We start from the raw sequence: 19,348 nt of genomic DNA, 5'->3' as shown, positions 1-19,348 counted from the left end.
CACCGTCGTCTCCCGGCGCACCTTGGGCGCTTGCGGCACCCACCGGGCCACCGCTCGTCCTCGCGAGCCGCAATGTCCTAAATTCAGGCTTGGGCGTTCAACGTCCCCGGCGAACGGCCTTGCCTGCACTTCCCGGCGTCAGAGGGCCGGGTTTTCGTTGCAATCCCTATGCCGGGAAAGCCACAAAAATTGAGACAGGGATGCTGTCCTACCTTGGACCATGCCAAATTTTTATCTATCACACAAGCGCGTGAAAGTCCCCCGCTGCATGGCAGATCGTTGCAAGTGTTGATGCTTCGCCGAGGGCTCCCGGATTTGCGCCGTGATCCGGCCCAAGGACCGCCAGAATCCCCGGCAAATCTCCGGTTCGGGCAGAAGAGCGAAAACGCTCCGGGGCATCACAGGAGCACTTTCAAATGAAGTTGTTCACAGGATGGGCGTTGGCGGCAAGTCTGGCGCTGGGCGCGACGGCGGCCGATGCGCAGGTGCTGGGTCCGAGCCGGGTTTCGGATTTTGGCGCGCCCTACAGCGAAGCGCCTCCCTACAGTGAAGCGCCGCCCTATCGCGGCGGGCCGTATTACGCACCGCCTCCCGCTGAGGTTCCGCCGCCGGAGCCGCGCTATGGCTACGGCAACGGCTATGGTGGCAACGGCTATGGTTACGAGCCGGCGGGCCTGCTGCCGCCGCATGAGGTCTACAACATCATCCGCGAGGCGGGCTTTTCGCCGCTCGGCATCCCGCGCCAGCGCGGCTTCGTCTACACCATTGCCGTGATCGACCGCGGCGGCGAGGACGGCAGGCTGGTGATCGACGCCCGCAACGGGCGCATCATCCGCTTTATGCCGGCCTGGCAGATCAGCCGCAGTTTCGACGGGGCATTCAACAATTACGGTCCGCCCGGCATGCCGCCGCCCACGGAAATAAAGGGCGAGCCGCGGCCACCGGCCTCGGTGCCGCGCGTGGCGAGCCGCACCGTGCCCGTGCCGAAGCCCAGCCCGCTGGCGGCAGGCGCGGCGAGCGAACCTGCAAAGCCTGCGGCGCAGGCCGCAGCCAGGCCGCCGGTCCAACCGCCGGCGCAGCACCAGGCCGCGGTCGCGCAGCCAAAGCCTTCCGACACGGCCCCCGCCGGGACTGGCAGCGCCGGCCAAACGCAGGCCAAGCCGGAGCCACCCGCCATCCAGCCGACGCAGGAGATGCCGAAGGCGCAGGGGCTCGACTGATTTTCCTGTCCGCAGCGGCGCCGTCGATAAAAAACGCCCCGGTTTCCCGGGGCGTTTTCGTTTCAGCCAATATCTGCTGAGACAGGATCGCGCTTAGGCAGCGGCTTTGCCGGCCGCGCCGTCGACCACCTGCGGGGCCTTGTCACCGCTCGCAATCTGAATGTTGCGCGGCTTCTTGGCCTCGGGGATCTCGCGGACGAGGTCGACATGGAGCAGGCCGTTCTCGAGCGAGGCGTTCTTCACCTGGACGAAATCGGCAAGCTGGAAGACGCGCTCGAAGGCCCGCGAGGCAATGCCGCGATAGAGCACTTCGGAGTTGTCCTTGCCGTTCTCGTTGGCGACCTTCTCGCCCTTGATCGTCAGCGTGTTTTCCTTCGCGACGATCGAGAGCTCGCTCTGCGAGAAGCCGGATACGGCAACCGAGATGCGATAGGCGTTCTCGCCGGTGCGCTCGATATTGTAGGGGGGATAACCGGGGCTGCCGTCCGAAGTCACCTGGTCGAGCAGGTTGAAGAGGCGGTCAAAGCCGACGGTGGAACGATAGAACGGAGTGAGGTCGTAGGTACGCATAGGGTAGTCCTCCATTGAGCGACTGTTGAATTACCCGCCCGCCATCGGGCCGGGCTGTAGTCCTGTGCAGCCTGATGCTTCGGGTTCCCGAAGCACTGGTAGCGGCCTGCACGATGGTGATATGGGAGGGGTGGAACGGCGTTCAAGAGGCGGCGAGGAGCCGCTTTTTCGATGCCGGAAGCCTTGATTTCCAGCCTTCTTCATCCACCCGGTTGCAATGCCCATGACGCTCGTCTCGATCCCCGCGAACCCGGCTCCGGAAGACGTCGTCTCGGGCACCATCAAGACGCCTGACGGCGCAGAACTGCGCTTTGCGCGCTGGGCGCCGCCGGCCGGGCGCAAGGGCACGGTCTGCGTTTTTGCCGGGCGCGGCGAGATGATCGAAAAATACTTCGAGACCGTCCGCGACCTGCGCGAACGGGGATTTGCGGTCGCCATGATCGACTGGCGCGGGCAGGGCCATTCCTCGCGGCGGCTGCGCGATCCGCGCAAGGGCTATGTGCGGGACTTCGCCGACTACGAGGTCGACGTCGAAACCTTCGTGCAGCAGGTGGTGCTGCCGGATTGCCCGCCGCCCTACTTCGCACTGGCCCATTCGATGGGGGGCGCGGTCATGCTGCGGCTGGCGCATGCCGGAAAGCGCTGGTTCGACCGCATGGTGCTGTCGGCGCCGATGATTGACCTGCCGGGGCGTACGACCTCGCTTCCGGTGCGCACGCTGCTGCGCTTCATGCGGCTGACCGGGCAGGGCGGCCGCTACGTGCCCGGCGGCAACGACCGGCTGACCGGCACCGATTCCTTCGTCAACAATCCGCTGACCAGCGATCCCGTGCGCTATGCGCGCAACGCCGCGATCCTCGAGGAAGATCCGACGCTGGGCATCGCTTCGCCTACGGTGGCCTGGGCCGACACCGCTTTCCGCGCCATGAACACATTTCGCGAGATGTCGTACCCATCCGAGATCCGCCAGCCGATCCTGATGCTGGCGGCGAGCAACGACACCATCGTGTCGACGGCGGCGATCGAGGAGTTCGCCTATCATTTGCGTGCCGGCTCGCATCTCGTGATCGCCGGCTCCAAGCACGAGATTTTGCAGGAGCAGGACCGCTACCGCGGCCAGTTCTGGGCTGCGTTCGACGCCTTCGTGCCGGGCACGCCGCTGTTCAAGTGAAGCCGTTGTTCAAGTGAAGCCGTTGTTCAAGTGAAGGCCTGGCCGCCCATGCCGGCGGCGCCCGTAAGGCGATGATCCGGCGGGCACTTCGCGCCGCGGAGGCATGTCAAATGCAAAAACTCGAAAACAACCCCATGCACAGTAGAAATGGCGGCACCGGAACCGTGCGGCCGGGGAACCGCTTGAACAACTTATCCTCTTCCAACGAACGGCATCTTTGTTGCCATGATCGTCATAAACATCACGTTGGCATCGAGTGGTAAATTTGCCATGCAAGCTACAGCATTGCCGACATCATCGACATTCATACACGGCTCCGGCATCTGCCGACCGTCGGCTTGTAGTACACCGCTAGTCATACGCGCTGTCATGGGTGTTTCAGCATTGTCGATATCAATTTGACCGACCGCGATATTGTATGCCCGACCGTCTAACGAGGCCGCCTTGGTCAAGCCGGTGATTGAGTGCTTTGACGCGGTATAGGGAGTCGAGAAAGGCCTCGGAGCGTGAGCGGATATCGAACCGTTGTTAATTATTCTACCTCCTCGAGGCGTTTGATTTTTCATAATCCGAAACGCAAACTGCGTGCAGATAAATGGACCGGTTAAATTGGTATCAATCACAGCTTTCCACTGCGCAAAGCTAACATCCTCCATGGGAATCGATGGAGCGCTTATGCCCGCATTGTTAAACAGCAGATCAAGTCGTCCGTGAAGATCAATGACTTTCGCAAATAAAGAAGCGATCGAATCCGGATCTGATATATCGCATATGACAGATGTGCTCACTTCAGGCGCAGGTCCCAGACTCCTGGTTTCCTCGAGCAACTCGATGCGGCGTCCGGCCAGGACGACAGTGAAACCCGCCTTCATCAGAGCGAGCGAGGAAGCACGGCCAATCCCTGACCCCGGCCCGGTGACAAGCGCAATTTTCCTTTGAGTGCCCAAAGCCATCTCAACACGATTATCGTGCTGCCCCACCTCTGCTGTGTCAGTTGCGATACGTCTTCGTTGCACAAGATACGCCGAGTTGATGTCGGCGGCTGCCCTAAGACGAAGTTCGGATTTATGGCGTTCCTTTAGATACTGCTCTCAGAGCGCTGCACGCAGTAACCCATCGAATTCTTCAGCAGACGCTTTCCGAGGAGTCGTGGCATTCGAGTGGTCGGCTAACGCCCGGACCACTGTTTGAGGAATATGCCGCGCTTCAAAGCCCATCTGGCCGAGCGTTACCGGTAGCTTTAACGATTGGACGAGATCGGACACCGCAGTGGCGAGGTCCGTTTTGCGCGAAATGCAGAATATATCGCTTAGCTTCTCGTATTTGTTCCCGACGCTTTGCGCGTTGAAGCGCAGAATGTGCGGCAGGAACACGCCGTTCAGCATGCCGTGATGCAGTGTCGGCGAGCGTAACGCGCCGGCGGCGTGAGAAAGCGAGTGCACTGCGCCGAGCCCCTTCTGAAACGTAAGCCCACCTTCGAGTGCCGCCATCATCATCTCCCAACGCGCCTCGCGGTCGGCGCCGTTTGTCACAGCGCGCTGGATGAAGTGCCATGCACGCTGTGCACCGTCGAGCGCGATCGCTTCCGCCGGCGGATTGACCAACGGTGACAGGAACGTTTCGATGCAATGCGTGAGCGCGTCGATGCCAGTTGCCGCCGTCAACAACGGCGGCAGTCCGAACGTGAGCTCAGGATCGCAGATCGCCCTTTTCGGTATCAAATGCGGACTGATCAACGCCAGCTTTGAGCCATTGGTCAGATTGATCAAAGCACCGCGGCCGACCTCGCTGCCAGTTCCCGCAGTGGTCGGAATGGCGATCACCGGCGCGACCTGCGCAGTGATCTTGCCGACACCGCCACGGATTGCCGCGTAATGCTCCAATGGACCTTCGTGGGTTGCGGCCAAAGCTACGCCTTTGGCAAGGTCGATTGGCGAACCGCCGCCGAGTGCAATGACGCCGTCGCAGCCGCCATCGCGGTAGGCGACGACGCCTTCACGTACTGCTTCCTCCGTCGGGTTCGGCGGCGTGCCGGCGAATATCGCAACGGTCGTCGGATCGAGATGGGTCAGCACCTGCGCTGCAATGCCGGCACTCTGTACGCCGACGTCCGTGACAAGCAATGGCCGACGAATTCCAAGCGCTTCCAACTCGGTCGGCAGGCTCTTGATGGCACCAAAATCGAAGATCGTCGTCGTCAAATATCCAATGGTCGACACGGTTGGGTTTCCTCTCCGCGACGACGCAATTGCTGCACCGCCAAAACGTTTTTATTCATCGGATATTTAACATCGGATGATTGCGAGAGCAACAAAGTCAGTGTATGGCTTGAATATGCCAGCGGGCCCAAGAGCCGGCGGTCGGGGAGTGAGCAGATTGTCGAGCGCCAAGCGCGTCAAATCCGCCGAGAAGCGTTTGAAGCCAGGCCGCATCCACGCGGTTCTGACGACACTCGGCCGCGAGATCGCCCAGGAGATCATCCCGGCCGGTGCGGTATTGCCGCCCGAGAACGAACTCGAAGCCCGTTTCGGTGTCGGCCGCGGAGTAGTCCGTGAAGCCATCAAGATGCTCTCAGGGAAAGGGCTCGTCAGCGTGCGTCCGCGCCACGGCACTCACGTGTTGCCGCGGCGCGATTGGAGCCTGCTCGATCGTGACGTGCTGAACTGGCTGGTCGGTCAGGATAAACTCGACCGCGAATTGCTGTTGGCAATTCAGGAAGTGCGCTCAATTATTGAGCCGGCCGCTGCCGCGCTCGCTGCGACGCGCGCTACCAAGCAGGACCGGCAACGGATCGATGCAGCCTTGGTAGCGATGGAAACCTCGAGCGATCAGGCTTCCGCAACGGCTGCAGACAAGGCGTTTCACCTCGCCATTCTTGACGCCACGCACAATCCGGTGCTGCAGGGCTTTCGCGGCGCGATCGACACGATTCTGAGCGCGGTATTTGTAGTCGCCGTCGATAGCATCGCAGGCTGGTTCGAGGAAAATCTTGCCAACCACGCTGCCACGGCCCGTGCCATCGAAGAGGGCGATGCAAAAAAGGCTCGTAAAGCCATGGAGCAAGTCCTTGGTTACACCCACTCCAAATTGTCTAGAAAAAATGCCGGTGCCGTTCGACGAGCCGCGCGGCCGGGCGGCACCCGCAGCCTGAGGAAAGCGTGATGCTGCACAGGCTCTCGTCCGCACTTTGGTTCTGCTCTCCCTTTATAGTGCTTATCGTTCTATGGGCTGTTTTCATCCCGTATTTTGACGTTAATCCTCGGCTGTTTCCTCATCTCTCCTCTGTGGTCCAGGCTGGGATTGAGGGAATTCAAGATGGTACCCTTGTTCGGCACATCGGTGCGAGCCTGCTGCGCGTCGCCGTCGGAACAGTGCTCGCGTTACTGATCGCCATTCCCCTGGGCATCGCCATGGGCGTCAGTCCGGTTGTCTCCAGCTTCCTGACGCCCCTGTTCAGGTTTTTCTCGGTGCTGGCTGGCATCGCGTGGATCCCGATCGCGACGCTATGGTTCGGCTACGGCTTCGGCGCCATCACCTTCGTGATCTTCAATGCCGTGTTCTTCATCGTGACGTACAACACGCTGCTCGGCGTATCGACCATTCCCTTGCACGTGCGCAATGCGGCCGCATCGCTCGGTGCGGGACCATGGGCGATGTTGACCGAAGTGCTGCTGCCGGGCGCCCTTCCTAACATCGTCACGGGCATACGCACCGGGTTGGGCTTTGCCTGGCGTGGTCTGATCGCAGCCGAGATGATCGCCACCAATGTCGGCCTCGGCTACATGCTGTTTGTGGCGCGCGACTTCTACAGGACTGAAGTGATCGTGCTCGGCATGATTGTGATCGGCGTGCTTTGGCTACTGCTCGACCGGCTGGTCCTGGCACCGATCGAGCGCGCCACCATCGAACGCTGGGGCATGGTGCAGCGCGCATGAAGCAGTTTCTTCTCAAGATCTGGAGCCACTGCGTTCGCCTGACGGCGCGCTATCCGTCGATCGGCTCCATCGCGCCTTTCATTCCGGTGATTGCGGCCTGGTGGATCGTCACAGAGTTGCAAATATTTCCGCGCGCGTTCCTGCCGGGACCGGCGGAGGTGGTGCGCTCTTTCGGTTCGCTGGTTTATATGGGCATCCTGCCGGAGTACCTGCAGGACAGCATCGTGCGCCTGGCCGTCGGTGCGTTCTGGGGCGTCGCCCTCGGCATTCCTCTCGGAATCCTGGTCGGTCTTAACCAGCGCGCGCGTACGGCGCTGTGGCCGCTGCTTCTGTTCTTTCAGGCCATCGGCGATATCGCCTGGCTACCGATCCTGGTGATCTGGTTCGGTTATGGCCTAACTACCATCACGGTAGTCATCGTCTACACGGTGATCTTCCCGGTGGTCCTGAACACGGTGCTGGGCGTGCGCTCGATCCCCATCACCTTGCATCGCGCGGCCCAGAGCCTGGGTGCCTCGCGCATTCGCATGTTGTGGGAAGTGGTGTTGCCGGGAGCGCTGCCCAACATCGTGACCGGCCTGCGCAACGGGCTCGGCTATGGCTGGCGCGCCCTGATCGCAACCGAGATTATCGTCGGCACCAGCGGTATCGGATTCCTTATGTTCGACGCGCGCCGCTCCGGGTCGGTCGTGGAAATACTGCTCGGCATGATCATCCTGGGAATACTCTGGTACATCGTCGATAGCTGGATACTGGCACCGATCGAGCGGGCTACCGGACAGCGGTGGGGGCTAGTGACGCGATGAAAAATCTGACTATCAACAATCTGTCGAAGACGTATTTCGACCCCTATGCCGGCACCAACGTCACTGCAGTGCATGATGTGTCATTGAACGTGGAGCAGGGAGAATTCGTCTGCATCGTCGGGCCTTCGGGCTGCGGCAAGACGACGATCCTCAACATGATCGCGGGCTTCATTCCGCACACAGGCGGTGAGATCCTGGTTGGCGGCCGTCCGGTCAAGGGGCCGGGCCCCGACCGCGGCGTGGTTTTCCAGTCTTTTGCCCTGTTCCCGTGGCGAACCGTGCTCGAGAATGTCGCCTTCGGTCCGAAGATGCGCGGCGTCGGCAGGGTCGAACGCGAGAAGATCGCGCACGAATATCTGGCGCTCGCCAAACTGACCGAGGCAGCCGGGCGTTATCCCGCCGAATTGTCGGGCGGCATGCAGCAGCGTGTCGGCGTCGTACGCGCGCTGGCGAACGAACCGGACGTGCTGCTGATGGATGAGCCGTTCGCGAGCGTCGACGCCCAGACTCGAATGACGCTCCAGGAAGAACTGACGCGGATCTGGCAGGAGAAGCGGCCGACGGTCATCTTCATCACGCATGACGTCGCAGAAGCGGTGTTTCTCGCCAACCGGGTGATCGCACTGTCGAAGGGACGTGTGCTCGAGGAAATTGCCGTGGATTTGCCACGGCCGCGATCATGGGACTCGCTGAACGATGATGCGCGGTTCAAGGAATTGTCGGGACGCGTTCTTCAACTCGTGCGGTCGGCCTGAGCCATGTTGAAAGATGCCCTTCGATCGCGAAAGGCGCACATCCTCATAGCGGTGGCGGCTGGCTATCTGGCCTGGCAGCTTTGGCTGACCATCGCCGCACCGCGAAAGATCGCGAACTTCGCCGGCGGCTCGGAGAGGGTGAATATCCTCGTCGTGCTGCCGTTCGAACCTGAACGTTTCCACGTTCAGCTGATGCAGACGTACGGCCGGGTATCCGGAACACAAGAAAAATCCGTTGAAGTTCGAGGAGTGAAACGAGCGGACTTGACGACCGTCGCCCGGCCTTACTGGGTTACGCGCGTCGAGCCGCTTCAACCAGGGGGATGACCCAAATGCGACGACTTGCGATGCTGCTCTGCGCCTTGTTGCTGCTGCCGTCACTGGCAATGGCGCAGGCCAAGGAACCCGTAAAACTCAAGGTCGGCATGGTGGCGGCGGTGGACATGCTGGCGCTGCCGATTGCGCTGGAGCGCGGCTTCTTCGAAAAGTACGGGCTCGACGTGACCATCGCCCGCCCATATGCAACCGGCGTCGATGCGCTCAATGCCTTGCAGGCAGGCGAAACCGACATGGTGCAGGCTGGCGTGCCGGCCATCGGCGCCATTCTGCGCAACATGGATCTGGTTTTCTTCGGCAACTTCAGCGGCAACGCCACCAAGCTCGGATCCGATGCCACGCTCGCCCTCATCGCCAACGGCGATTCCGGGATCGTCAAAGGCGACTTGAAAAGTCTCAAGGGCAAAAAAATAGCGACCTCGTTCGGCACAATCAACCATCTCTACATTCTCGGCCTGCTCGAGAAGGCTGGCCTTGCGCCGACCGACGTGACGCTGATCAACACGCCGCCGCCGGAGATGAGCGTGGCGTTGCTCGCCAAGGGCGTGGATGGGTTTGTGTGCTGGGACCCGGCACCGGTGATTGCCATGAAGGACGTGCCGGGCGCTGTCGAGGTCATCCGCGGCGGCGATGTCATCTCCTATCTCGGCTTCAATGTCGCGCTGCGGCCCTGGGTGGAGAAGAACGGAGCGACGGTCGAGAAATTCCTGGCAGCCGTGTCGGAGGCCGACCAGTGGATGCGCAAGAATCCCAAGCAGGCCGCCGCGATCGGTACGCGCTGGATTCCCGGGTTGAAGCTCGACGTGGCGGAGACTGCAATGCAGTACAACGTCCAGCAGGTCGACCGCCGCATTTCCGCTCATAACTATCGTGCGCTTTGGAAGGCGCAGGATACGCTGCAACGGCTTGGCGTGATCAAGTCGGTGTTCGATGTGAACAAGCACATCGAGCCCAAGTTCATCCTCAACGTGATGAATACCTACCCGGACCTATTTTCCGATCTGCAGCCCATTCCTGCAGATGTGGCGATTAAACCGGGCTTCGTGTTCAAGCCCTGAAGCTGAGTTGCCGCGCGCCCTGTAGCTGGTGCGCGGCAACAAACTTCCTGCTTACAATTCTGAGTATGCGTTTTTCAGGAGAGTTTTAGTCGATCGCCGGTGAAGCTTTCACCTCGTCGCGATGCGGGTCGTCCTTTGGCAGGATTTCGCGGATGTAGTTGCGCTTCTTCCATTCCGGCGATGGCGGCGTGCCCTGACCGGGCCGCGGGATGCTTGGCGAAGCCTTGAAGGCGTCGGCCCCCATCATATCAGGCACATAGCGCGGGCAGTTCGGATAGATTTCGCACTCCACGCGCACCACGAGCTTGGCGCCGTGATGCCGGCCGAGCGATGCCGCGTCGTCAAGGATGGCAGCCCGGCCATTGACGCGGATGCGACGGCTCTTGCCGTCGAAGCGGACGAACAGCAGGCCGACATTCGGATTCCTCGAGATGTTGCCGATCGTCCGGTACATTGAATTGCCGTCATATTCCGGAAATTCGATCACATCAGGTCCGGTGATCTTGACGAAGCCGGGATCGCCGGAGCGGATGCTGCAATCGACGTAGTCCTGCCACGTGGTCGCGATGAAAAAGAACGGCGAGCTTTCGATCAGCTCCTTCTCGTCGTCCCAGAATTCATAGTGCTTGCGCTTGTCCTCGATGGCTTCGGCGACGCGCCGCCCGTCGAAACGATCCTGAAAATCACGCATGCCTTCGTGAAAGAACGGTCGATCCCACATGGCTCTGCTTCCTTCTACCGGAATGGTGCTATTGTAGCATGATGGAACGGCTCAAATGAATATGGCGTGCTCGACGCCGCGAGCACGCCATATGGCTGAAGAATTGTTCGGATCGCGCTACAGCGTCTTCAGATACTCGATAAGGTCGTAGCGCTCCTCATCGGTCAGCTTCCGGCCGATCACACCGTTCGGATAGGTTTTCTTGTCGGCATCTGCCGCCGCCTCGAAGGAATGGCCGAGCACGCTGTTGCCCTTGATCGCCTTGCCGCTGCTGTCCGTCATCGAGAACAGGGTCTGGCCGCTCTTACACGAGGATTCTCCGGAAGCCGGCACATCGAACCCGACCTTTTTCGGATCGAAGTCGCGCGCGCCCATGCAGAATTGTTTCGGGCGCTCGGCTTGCGGCGTCAGCACCCACCACAGCGAGGGCACCGAGCCGTTGTGAATATAGGGCGCGGTGGCCCAGACGCCGTTCAGCGGCCGCGCGCGATATTGCGGCTCTTTGGCAGCGGCGGGGTTCGGACAGTTGCTGCGGTCACCCCAAATCTTCTTGATCTGGTCCGGATCGGTAATGCCGCGATCGCTCAACCATTTCTCGCCGGTGCGCTGAACCGCGATCATCAGCGCGATCGAGAACGGCATTTCGGTCGAGGAATACGACTGCATGTCGCAATTCCAGCGGGCCTTGAGTTCTTTCGCAGGGTCCATCCTCAGGAAGTCGGGGATTTGGACCTGCCGCTTGTCCAGCACGTTGGCTTGCGCCGGATCGGTCCCCATGACGGCCGCACTCTTCGTGACCTCGTTCAGTATCCAGCCGCCGTTGCGATCCTGCGTCCAGCGCGGGTTGTCGATCCAGAACTTCTTGTCCTTGGCGTCCTTGAATTGTTCGTCATACGCCGCGTCGGCGACGGGCCCGAGATGGCACTCCGCGCAGATGTTGCCGTAAAGCGTGCGCCCCTTCGCAACGCGCGACTGGTCGATCTTCCAGGCGTCATCGTCGGGAAAGAGATGCGACGGCCATTTCGGTGACGTCAGCCCGCCAAAGCTTCTTGGTGTCCGGCTGAACGGATCGGAACCTCGCAGCATCGCCTCGATGCGCGCCAGATTTTCCAGCGCCAGCGACGAGCGGAACAGCCGGTCCGCCGGAAAGTCGGGCGACAGATTGAGCGAGGCGCGCACGCCGAGCGCCTCGCCGGCGTTACGGATCAGCGGCTGCTCGATCGAGGCGTCGTATTGCGCCCACCACAGCCACGGCACCGTCCACACCGGCGGGTAGCTGACGGGCGCATCATTGGCATGCAGGTTTCGTTCGTATCCTTGCAGGTTGCTCTTGACGAAGTCGGTATAGAAAACCTGATTGCCGATCCGGTTGAGCGCATCGAGCCGTCCATAGCCTTCCGGCGTATCCGGCTGGCCGTTGTCCGCCAGCTTGTCCATGGCATCGACCTGGCTCTTCAGGAAAGTCCAGACGCCCTTCAGCTCTGTCTTGAGCTTGTCGCGCTCCGCCGGGTCGGCATCGCGTCCGAGCACGCGGTCGGCAAAACGATCGAAACGGCCCGGTACATACAATGTGTAAAGGATGGAGAGCCCGGTGGTGAGCTCGAGTTTGCGCAGCTCCAGCATGGCCGGCCCGCCATCGAACCGGATGCTGGTGCCCTTGTAGTTGAGGCTGCCGGTGTGACAGCCGGCGCAGGTCAGGCCGATCTTGTCGGCCTCGGCGCCGCCGGTCGCGGGATTGATGACGCCGGTCATGCGTGCAAAGCCGACCGGCAAACCGTCGAGATTGTCTGCCGGCAACGGCTTCAGGCCGGCGACCGATTCCGGCGCCGGCTCGGTCTTGGCATCGGAGTTCACAAAGCCAAAGCGGCGTAGCGTGTTGGCATCGGCGCGCACGGTTTTCGGGCTGGGAATGAAACCGAACCGCTCCAGGTAAGCACTGTCGGTCAGCATGCCCGGTCGGCTGAACAGGTGAATGACAGGCTGCTCGAGCGCGACATACCAGGAATAGGGCACCGGGAAGGTCGCGGTGCCCTGGCTCGCATGCTGAAACCAGAAACGGTCTTCCGTCGACCAGTTCTGGTCGAGCCAGTAGGCGGCCTTCACCTCCATCGGCGCCGGCAGCGCCGGCGGCACCAGTTTGCCGATTCCGGGGAGCGGCCGCAGCAGCCCGGGAAATTCAGCGAGCACGACGACGAACGCCAGAACGAGCGCGGCAAGCACGGCCGCCCCCTTGGCGAGCGTGCGCACGACGCCGCTGGAGGTCGGCCGCACGCGCAGCCGCGCATTGATGCGTTCGGGCAGCCGCCGTTCGGTAAACAGCGTGCGCACCTCGGCGACGCTGAGATAGCGCTCGTTGCCCTCGCCCTTGCCCATGACGTCGAGCAGGACCGGCCATTCGCCCTTCATCAGCTTGCGGTCGTACCAGCGCCGGTGACCTTTGCCGCGCTCGAAATTCGCGTCCATGTAGGTGACGATCTCGCTGGCCGTCAGGCCGCGCTCGGTGCCGCCTGCCGGATCGGGCCGGTCCTTTCCGAACGAGGCGAAGCGCGCCAGTTCCCCTTCGTTCACCTGCGCGTTCACACCGAGGATGCGCGAGCCGACGCCATGCTTGTCGAGCGGGCCGTTGCGCAATTCGTCGAGCGTTGCACCGGACCAGGTGCTTCGCAGCAGACGGCAGGGGCCGAGGCCATTGGCGATCACGGCGACCAGCCAGGTTTTCACGCCGGCCACGAACTTCGGAAAGCCGGTCTTGCCGCTGGCCGCCTCCACGGTGCCGGCCAGGGTCGCGAGCGGTACGTCATGGCCGCCGACAAAACCCTCCGACACGATCGCTCGCAGGAAGGGGCATGGATTGTTGGATGAAACGTCGATCGGCTGGATGGGAGTCTTGTCGGAAATCGTGCCGTCGCGGCCGTCTTGCATGGACCTGATCCCTCAAAAAAGCAGCGGATGATGCAAAAAGATTCTTTAAGCCGAATGAAGCTCTTGAAAGGCGAACACGCTCGCCGCACTACCTCAAGATGCGTTGGAGTTTTGGCTGGATTCGAACGTGAGTCAACTCAAGACGCAGCGAGGCGGGTTGAGGGCGGTCAGGAATTCGCCGTGCGCTTTGCAGTCGGCTCGACCAGCGTCAGCCGGGTCGTTGGCACGCCGGCTTTGGAAAGCCCTTCGCGGTAGAGCGCGATATCGGCCGGATTCTTCCACCGGAAATTCCGCAGGTGCTTCTCGACCGTCAGGCCGGGATACTTGCCGAGCAGGGCTTCGGTCGCCCTGGCTGCTTCTTCGGTGCGTCCCAATTGCGCCAGCGCCGCCGCGCGCAGGGCGAGCACCTGAAGATGGTCGGGATTGAGATAAAGCGCCTCGCGCGACCACGACAACGCTGCATCGTACTGCCGCAGCAGATAATGGCTGAACGCAGCGCAAGCGTCCCATTGATAGCGGGGATCGGAGTTGCCGCGCGTGGCTGCGGTGGAGAACAATTCGATCGCCGCGCGATGTTCGCCGACGACCATGTGACAGACGCCGAGCACACCGCGCGCGCCCATGTCGTAGGGATTGAGCGCAATGGCTTTTTGAATTGCTTCGAGCGCCGACTCGTAGTCGCCCTGGTTCGCGTGCACGAAGGACACGATCTGGTAGGCGAAGCACGACCGCGGATCGAGCCGGACGCTGCTTTCGGCCAGCTCCATGGCCTCCGCCCACAATTCGCGGGTGCTGCGGACCCATCCAAACTGCACGCTTTGCAGCATGTTGGTGGCGAGATAGGCACGCGCGATGGCGAGCGATGGGTCGAGCGCAATGGCTTCCCGGAACAGCGCGATCGAGGCGTCGAAATCGGCCTTGGTCTGCTGGTAATAGTGGGAGAGGCCCTTCAGGAAACGGTCCCAGGCCGTGAGCTCGGTGGACGATGCCCGCGCCGGCGCCGTCGCCTCTGCACGAAAGATTTCCGGGGCCAGTGCCGCCGACAGGCTGGTCGTGATCTCGTCCTGTAGCGCGAACAGGTCGCCCATATCCCGGTCATAGCGGCCGGTCCACAATTGCTCGCCATTTTCGGGAGAGATCAGCTCTGCGGTGACGCGGATCTTGTTGCCGGCGCGCCGCACCGAACCCTGGATCAGATAGGATGCGTCGATCTCCCGCGCGATCAGCCGCGCGGACAGATTCCTGCCCTTGAAGGCAAAGGTCGCGTTGCGGCTCAGCACCCGGTAGAACGATTGCAGCGACAGCGCGTGGATCAGGTCCTCGGTCAGGCCGTCGGCGAAATATTCATCAGTGCTGCCGGAAAGATTGGTAAAGGGCAGCACGCCGACAATGGCGGTCCGGTATTGCGCCGGCAGGCTGGCCGCATCCCTGGACTCCATCCCCAGCGGTTCGGGCTCGCCCGGCTCCCAGCTCCAGACGTCGACCAGTTCGTCGATGTTCTTCAGGCGATGGCGTCCGGCGCTCAGGAGCGTGGCGCTGAGATGCTTGCCGGCCTCGGAATAGGCCTTGGCCGAGACCGCCACCCCGCCCGGGGCGGCAACCGATTCGAGGCGGACGGCGATGTTCACATCGTCGCCGAATACCTCGTCCTCGTCGGCGATCACATCGCCCATGTGGACGCCCATGCGGAACTGCATGATCCGCTCGGCGGGAAGCTGATCGTTTCGTTCCGCCATCAGCGCCTGCATCGCGATCGCCGATTCGATGGCGCCGACGACGCTGGGGTATTCCAGAAGAAAACCGTCGCCGGTGTTCTTCACGATCCGGCCGCCGTGATTGAGGATCATCGGGTAGATCGCGGTGCGGTGCGCCTTGAAGGCGGCGTGCGTGCCCGCTTCGTCCGCACCCATCATGCGCGAATAGCCGGCGACGTCAGCGCAGACGATGGCGGCCAGGCGTCTTTCCATTTCCCCGAACTCCAGAACGGCAGACGGCCTCGACGTGGCCGGCCTGCCGAAGCCCATGCTTATAAGCCAGCTTGCGGTCCGCGGAAGAGCGTAGTGCATGTAATAATGACGCAATATTGATCCAAAGGGCCGGGACAGAAATGTCGGTCGTCAGGTCATCGCCCAACCCATGAAATCGGGCATTGGCAGATTTCGAGGGGCCGGGCTAATGCTGCCACGATCGGGGCGCGCCTTGCGCGAGCAACGCCGCACGTGAGATGAGAGCGATCATGCTTGGCATCCACGAATTCTGGCTCTTCATCCTCTCCGGCCTGCTGCTCAACATCACGCCGGGTCCCGACACGGCCTATATCCTTGGCCGCAGCATCCAATTGGGGTGGCGCGGCGGGGCTGCCGCGGCGCTCGGAATCAGCACCGGATGCCTGGTTCATGTGTTTGGCGCAGCAATCGGACTGTCGGCCCTGTTGATGGCCTCCTCAACGGCATTCGCGGTGTTGAAACTGGTCGGCGCGGCCTACCTGCTCTTCACCGGAATCCAGATGCTGTTGTCGCGCCCGCGGCCGATCGCCGAAGCGGCCACGCAGGGCGGCGAAACGTCGCTGAGAAAGGTGTTCTGGCAGGGCGCGCTTACCAATATGCTGAACCCGAAGGTGGCGCTGTTCTTCCTCGCCTTCCTGCCGCAATTTGTCGCCGCGGACTCCCTGCACAAGACGGAAGCCTTTCTCCTGCTAGGTGCCGTCTTCATCTTCAACGGCACGCTGTGGTGCCTCGGCATCGCGGCATTCGCCGCGCGGGCGGCGAGCCGCATCCGCAGCTCGGAGGGGGTGATGGTCTGGATCAACCGGGTGCTCGGCGGGTTGTTCGTCTATCTCGGCTTTCGCGTTGCGATGCTGGAGTCGCGCTAGCGCATGATCCGGAAAAGTGGGTCACGCAAAAAGATCATGTGCCGGAAAATGACTCAGCCGTGCAGCTTGATTAGCGCGCTGATCGCCAGATAGAGCCCGAGAAAGATCATCGCGATCAGGAACCAGCGGCGGAATTCCTCCGGATGCATCCGGGTGCGCACGGCCTGTCCGATGAACATGCCGGTAAAGGACGCCGTCATCGCGATCGCACCGGGCAGTGCGGTGGCCGCCGTCAGCAGGCCCGAGGCGGTGATGTTGAAGGCAAGCGCGACGGTCGCAACCGTGAAGAACACGCCGAGCGCCTGCACCAGTTCGTCCTTCTCCATGCCGATCGCCTGCATGAACGGCATCGACGGAATCACCTGCACGCCGGTCGCCGCCGATACCACGCCGGTGATCACGCCGACGATGCCGCCGATCCATTTCTCGTCGCGGCGCGCGATCTTGAACTGCAGCTTGCTCAGGCCCATCACCGCATAGACGATCAGCAGGCCGCCGAGGATCACGGTGCCATAGGGCGCATAGGGGCCGGTCAGAAGTCCTGCATTCAGCCAGATGCCGGCCGCGGTGCCCAGCATCAGCGGCCACAGCCGGCGCAGGATATCGCGCAGATACGGGCCGCCAAACGTCTGCCAGATATTGGTGACGATCGCCGGCACGATCACGATCGCGATGGCCTGGCCGGGCGGCATGCTCACGGCGAGCAGGCCCATCGACACCGTCGGCAGCCCGAGCCCGATCACGCCTTTGACAAAACCGGCGAGCAGGAACGCGGCTCCGATGAAGATGAGAAGCGAGTCTTGCATGCGTCGGACATTGACCCATCGCATTATCAGGCACAATCTGGACCTTACGGAGAATGCCTTCGGCCATTCCGAAGGCATGAGTATCTGACCTCATCCGGAGGAGCCGCGCCGCGGCGTCTTAGGATGAAAGCCACAGACGGGCCTTCATGGTGCGAGACGCGCGAAGACGCGCGCCTCACCATGAGGAGATAGGAAAGGCATGCGTTTCGATCTGGTCGATCTGCAACTCTTCGTCGCAGTGGCGGAGACCCGCAGCATCACCGCGGGCGCCGCGCGCGTCCACCTGGCGCTGGCTTCGGCGAGCGAACGGATCAAGGGGCTGGAAGCGGCGCTCGGCATTGCCCTGCTCAAGCGCGTCCGCCGCGGCGTCGAGCTCACCTCGGCGGGAGAGAGCCTGCTCGATCACGCCCGCATCGTTCTCCACAATGTCGATGCGCTGCGCGGCGATCTCGCTTCCTTCGCCAGCGGGGCGCGGGCGAGCGTGCATCTGCTCGCCAACACCTCCACCATCTCGGAATATCTGCCGAGGACGCTCGCCGCTTTCCTCGCCGAGCATCCCCGTATTTCCATCGATGTCGAGGAACGCGAAAGCGCCGAGATCGCGCGCGCGATCGCGTCAGGTGCTGCCGATCTTGGCCTGGCCGCCGAGCATGCGCTGCCCGAGGGCATCGAGCGCATTCCCTTCAGCGAGGACCGCCTGGTGCTGGTGGTGCCGCGCCAGGACGAGCTTGCAAGCCGCCGCCAGGTCGATTTCCGCGACGTGGTGAACCGCGATTTCGTTGGCCTCATCACCTCCAGCGCGCTGCATGCCCATGTCTCTGGTCATGCCGCCAAGCTCGGCGCGCGCCTGCGTTTTCGCGCCAGGATGAATAATTTCGACGCCATCGGCCAGATGGTGGCTGATGGCATCGGGGTCGCCGTGATGCCGGAGATCGCGGCGCGCCGCTGCGCCCGTTCGATGAAGATCGCGGTCGTCAGGATGCGGGATTCCTGGGCCGACCGGCGCCTGGCGATTTGCGCCCGCAGCTTCAAGGCGCTGCCAAAGCCGGCGCAGCAGTTGGTGGAGCATTTGAGGAAGTCGGCGCGGTAGTTATTTCGTCGTCTGAACGCCGGCGTCCTTGATCACTTTCGCCCATTTCGCGGTCTCGCTGGCGATATAGCTGCGAAACTGCTCGGGCGAATTGCCGACAGCGGTCAGGCCCTGTTCGGCCAGCCTCGATTTCACGGACGGGTCGGCGAGCGCGGTGACTGTGATCCTGTTCAGCTCGGCGATGACGGCGGGCGGCGTTCCCGCCGGCGCGATCATGCCGTACCAGTTCTCGATACGCAGCTCGGGCATGCCGACCTCGGTGGTCGTCGGTACTTCCGGCGCGGTCGGCGCGCGCGGCATGGTGCCGAGTGCGATCGGCTTGAGCGCGCCGCTCCTGATATGCGGCAGGATCGCCGGCAAATCGAGAAACGTCATGTGCACCTGCTGGCCCAGGAGATCGTTCACCGCCGGTGCGGCGCCGCGATAGGGCACGTGCACGATGTCGATCTTTGCGGTGAGCTTGAACAGTTCGCCTGCCAGATGCGGCAGGCTGCCAGGGCCGGTCGAGGCAAAATTGAGCGTGCCGGGTTTTGCCCTGGCGAGCGCCACCAGTTCGCTCATGTTGCTTGCCGGCACATTGCCCGCCACCACCAGCATCTCCGGCACGGTGACGACAAGGGTGACCGGCGCGAGATCTTTCAACGTATCGTAGGAAACCTTTTCCATGCTCTGGTTGATCGCCAGCGCGCCGGCATTGACTATGCCGATGGTGTAGCCGTCGGGATTGGCCTTGGCGACCGCATCGGTGCCGAGCGCGCCGCCCTGGCCGCCGCGGTTGTCGATCACGACCGGCTGCTTGCCCAGCTCCGACATGCGCTGGCCGACGATGCGGGCGATGATGTCGTTGGGGCCGCCGGCCGGAAACGGCACGATCAGCTTGATCGGCTTGGCGGGGAAATCCTGCGCTCGGGCTGCTTGCGACCATGCCACCGCCAGGCCGACGACGAGCGCGCCAAGAATTCTCACGCGAGCCTCCCGTGCAGACGTTTCCGTTGGGCGCGTCTTCGCGCGCCTCAACCACAGCACAGTGTTCTTTGCTTTGCAGGACCGCGCAAGAGCGCATTAGTAAGTGAGCTAGAGCAGGAT

Annotated in this window: 18 protein-coding genes; 10 read left to right on the top strand and 8 right to left on the bottom strand. The window is 62.3% G+C overall.

Annotated features, from left to right (window positions below; all coding sequences use genetic code 11):
* Window positions 1-416: 416 nt before the first annotated feature.
* A complete protein-coding gene (locus JQ628_RS07475) occupies window positions 417-1,220 on the top strand; it encodes a hypothetical protein (RefSeq protein ID WP_212221449.1) in 804 nt (267 codons plus the stop codon).
* A gap of 93 nt (window positions 1,221-1,313) precedes the next feature.
* Here the strand turns inward: JQ628_RS07475 and JQ628_RS07470 are convergent, their stop codons facing one another.
* Window positions 1,314-1,790: an Hsp20 family protein gene (locus JQ628_RS07470; protein WP_212221447.1), complete on the bottom strand. Its 477-nt coding sequence runs from the start codon at window positions 1,788-1,790 to the stop codon at window positions 1,314-1,316.
* A gap of 223 nt (window positions 1,791-2,013) precedes the next feature.
* On the opposite strand from JQ628_RS07470, the gene JQ628_RS07465 reads away from it, so the two are divergent.
* Entirely contained in the window at window positions 2,014-2,961 is a 948-nt protein-coding gene (locus tag JQ628_RS07465) for an alpha/beta fold hydrolase (RefSeq protein ID WP_212221445.1), read from the top strand.
* A 191-nt stretch (window positions 2,962-3,152) separates the two neighbouring features.
* On the opposite strand, the gene JQ628_RS07460 is transcribed toward JQ628_RS07465, so the two are convergent.
* Complete coding sequence (locus JQ628_RS07460; RefSeq protein ID WP_212222214.1) at window positions 3,153-3,914, bottom strand: SDR family oxidoreductase; 762 nt, start codon at window positions 3,912-3,914, stop codon at window positions 3,153-3,155.
* A gap of 138 nt (window positions 3,915-4,052) precedes the next feature.
* Window positions 4,053-5,180 (bottom strand): iron-containing alcohol dehydrogenase, encoded by a 1,128-nt coding sequence (locus JQ628_RS07455; RefSeq protein ID WP_212221443.1) that lies wholly within the window; start codon window positions 5,178-5,180, stop codon window positions 4,053-4,055.
* 157 nt (window positions 5,181-5,337) lie between these two features.
* Here JQ628_RS07455 and JQ628_RS07450 point away from each other — a divergent pair, with 157 nt between their 5' ends.
* From JQ628_RS07450 to JQ628_RS07425, 6 genes are read left to right on the top strand one after another with little or no spacing between them, the layout of a single operon-like run.
* Window positions 5,338-6,123, top strand: coding sequence for a FadR/GntR family transcriptional regulator (locus tag JQ628_RS07450; protein WP_249127598.1), 786 nt, complete (start codon window positions 5,338-5,340; stop codon window positions 6,121-6,123).
* Window positions 6,123-6,896 (top strand): ABC transporter permease, encoded by a 774-nt coding sequence (locus JQ628_RS07445; protein ID WP_212221441.1) that lies wholly within the window; start codon window positions 6,123-6,125, stop codon window positions 6,894-6,896. Before JQ628_RS07450 ends, JQ628_RS07445 begins: the two co-directional genes overlap by 1 nt.
* A complete protein-coding gene (locus JQ628_RS07440; RefSeq protein ID WP_212221439.1) occupies window positions 6,893-7,702 on the top strand; it encodes an ABC transporter permease in 810 nt (269 codons plus the stop codon). Before JQ628_RS07445 ends, JQ628_RS07440 begins: the two co-directional genes overlap by 4 nt.
* Window positions 7,699-8,457, top strand: a complete 759-nt coding sequence (locus JQ628_RS07435) for an ABC transporter ATP-binding protein (protein WP_212221437.1) — start codon at window positions 7,699-7,701, stop codon at window positions 8,455-8,457. Before JQ628_RS07440 ends, JQ628_RS07435 begins: the two co-directional genes overlap by 4 nt.
* 3 nt (window positions 8,458-8,460) lie before the next feature.
* A complete protein-coding gene (locus JQ628_RS07430) occupies window positions 8,461-8,784 on the top strand; it encodes a hypothetical protein (RefSeq protein WP_249127596.1) in 324 nt (107 codons plus the stop codon).
* Window positions 8,785-8,804: 20 nt separating this feature from the next.
* On the top strand, window positions 8,805-9,851 hold the full coding sequence (locus JQ628_RS07425) for an ABC transporter substrate-binding protein (RefSeq protein WP_249127595.1): 1,047 nt from the start codon (window positions 8,805-8,807) through the stop codon (window positions 9,849-9,851).
* A gap of 85 nt (window positions 9,852-9,936) precedes the next feature.
* Here JQ628_RS07425 and JQ628_RS07420 read toward each other — a convergent pair whose 3' ends face one another.
* The 3 genes from JQ628_RS07420 to JQ628_RS07410 form a co-directional block, all read right to left on the bottom strand.
* The gene (locus JQ628_RS07420; RefSeq protein ID WP_212221433.1) at window positions 9,937-10,572 is read right to left on the bottom strand and encodes a pyridoxamine 5'-phosphate oxidase family protein; all 636 of its coding nucleotides are present in this window, start codon (window positions 10,570-10,572) and stop codon (window positions 9,937-9,939) included.
* A gap of 117 nt (window positions 10,573-10,689) precedes the next feature.
* The gene (locus JQ628_RS07415) at window positions 10,690-13,494 is read right to left on the bottom strand and encodes a di-heme-cytochrome C peroxidase (protein ID WP_212221431.1); all 2,805 of its coding nucleotides are present in this window, start codon (window positions 13,492-13,494) and stop codon (window positions 10,690-10,692) included.
* A gap of 167 nt (window positions 13,495-13,661) precedes the next feature.
* The gene (locus tag JQ628_RS07410; RefSeq protein WP_212221428.1) at window positions 13,662-15,461 is read right to left on the bottom strand and encodes an adenylate/guanylate cyclase domain-containing protein; all 1,800 of its coding nucleotides are present in this window, start codon (window positions 15,459-15,461) and stop codon (window positions 13,662-13,664) included.
* Window positions 15,462-15,730: 269 nt separating this feature from the next.
* Here JQ628_RS07410 and JQ628_RS07405 point away from each other — a divergent pair, with 269 nt between their 5' ends.
* Window positions 15,731-16,366 (top strand): LysE family translocator, encoded by a 636-nt coding sequence (locus tag JQ628_RS07405; RefSeq protein ID WP_212221426.1) that lies wholly within the window; start codon window positions 15,731-15,733, stop codon window positions 16,364-16,366.
* 53 nt (window positions 16,367-16,419) lie between these two features.
* Here the strand turns inward: JQ628_RS07405 and JQ628_RS07400 are convergent, their stop codons facing one another.
* Window positions 16,420-17,172, bottom strand: coding sequence for a sulfite exporter TauE/SafE family protein (locus JQ628_RS07400; RefSeq protein WP_212221424.1), 753 nt, complete (start codon window positions 17,170-17,172; stop codon window positions 16,420-16,422).
* A gap of 199 nt (window positions 17,173-17,371) precedes the next feature.
* Between JQ628_RS07400 and JQ628_RS07395 the strand changes: the two genes are divergently transcribed.
* On the top strand, window positions 17,372-18,262 hold the full coding sequence (locus JQ628_RS07395) for a LysR substrate-binding domain-containing protein (protein WP_212221422.1): 891 nt from the start codon (window positions 17,372-17,374) through the stop codon (window positions 18,260-18,262).
* On the opposite strand, the gene JQ628_RS07390 is transcribed toward JQ628_RS07395, so the two are convergent.
* Window positions 18,263-19,228 (bottom strand): Bug family tripartite tricarboxylate transporter substrate binding protein, encoded by a 966-nt coding sequence (locus tag JQ628_RS07390; protein WP_212221420.1) that lies wholly within the window; start codon window positions 19,226-19,228, stop codon window positions 18,263-18,265.
* Window positions 19,229-19,348: the final 120 nt, after the last annotated feature.

It is taken from the genome of Bradyrhizobium lablabi (assembly GCF_018129385.1).
In the GTDB taxonomy this organism is placed as follows: domain Bacteria; phylum Pseudomonadota; class Alphaproteobacteria; order Rhizobiales; family Xanthobacteraceae; genus Bradyrhizobium; species Bradyrhizobium lablabi_C.
Note: the sequence above shows the minus strand (reverse complement) of the source record. Positions and strands in the feature narration are given on the sequence as shown.

What these genes read in the sequence shown, in the direction of transcription:
- JQ628_RS07470 (WP_212221447.1), bottom strand. Translation starts at nt 1,790, where the DNA reads ATGCGTACCTACGACCTCACTCCGTTCTATCGTTCCACCGTCGGCTTT.
- JQ628_RS07445 (WP_212221441.1), top strand. Translation starts at nt 6,123, where the DNA reads ATGCTGCACAGGCTCTCGTCCGCACTTTGGTTCTGCTCTCCCTTTATA.
- JQ628_RS07435 (WP_212221437.1), top strand. Translation starts at nt 7,699, where the DNA reads ATGAAAAATCTGACTATCAACAATCTGTCGAAGACGTATTTCGACCCC.
- JQ628_RS07440 (WP_212221439.1), top strand. Translation starts at nt 6,893, where the DNA reads ATGAAGCAGTTTCTTCTCAAGATCTGGAGCCACTGCGTTCGCCTGACG.
- JQ628_RS07400 (WP_212221424.1), bottom strand. Translation starts at nt 17,172, where the DNA reads ATGCAAGACTCGCTTCTCATCTTCATCGGAGCCGCGTTCCTGCTCGCC.
- JQ628_RS07405 (WP_212221426.1), top strand. Translation starts at nt 15,731, where the DNA reads ATGCTTGGCATCCACGAATTCTGGCTCTTCATCCTCTCCGGCCTGCTG.
- JQ628_RS07420 (WP_212221433.1), bottom strand. Translation starts at nt 10,572, where the DNA reads ATGTGGGATCGACCGTTCTTTCACGAAGGCATGCGTGATTTTCAGGAT.
- JQ628_RS07460 (WP_212222214.1), bottom strand. Translation starts at nt 3,914, where the DNA reads ATGGCTTTGGGCACTCAAAGGAAAATTGCGCTTGTCACCGGGCCGGGG.
- JQ628_RS07415 (WP_212221431.1), bottom strand. Translation starts at nt 13,494, where the DNA reads ATGCAAGACGGCCGCGACGGCACGATTTCCGACAAGACTCCCATCCAG.
- JQ628_RS07430 (WP_249127596.1), top strand. Translation starts at nt 8,461, where the DNA reads ATGTTGAAAGATGCCCTTCGATCGCGAAAGGCGCACATCCTCATAGCG.
- JQ628_RS07410 (WP_212221428.1), bottom strand. Translation starts at nt 15,461, where the DNA reads ATGGAAAGACGCCTGGCCGCCATCGTCTGCGCTGACGTCGCCGGCTAT.
- JQ628_RS07475 (WP_212221449.1), top strand. Translation starts at nt 417, where the DNA reads ATGAAGTTGTTCACAGGATGGGCGTTGGCGGCAAGTCTGGCGCTGGGC.
- JQ628_RS07465 (WP_212221445.1), top strand. Translation starts at nt 2,014, where the DNA reads ATGACGCTCGTCTCGATCCCCGCGAACCCGGCTCCGGAAGACGTCGTC.
- JQ628_RS07395 (WP_212221422.1), top strand. Translation starts at nt 17,372, where the DNA reads ATGCGTTTCGATCTGGTCGATCTGCAACTCTTCGTCGCAGTGGCGGAG.
- JQ628_RS07425 (WP_249127595.1), top strand. Translation starts at nt 8,805, where the DNA reads ATGCTGCTCTGCGCCTTGTTGCTGCTGCCGTCACTGGCAATGGCGCAG.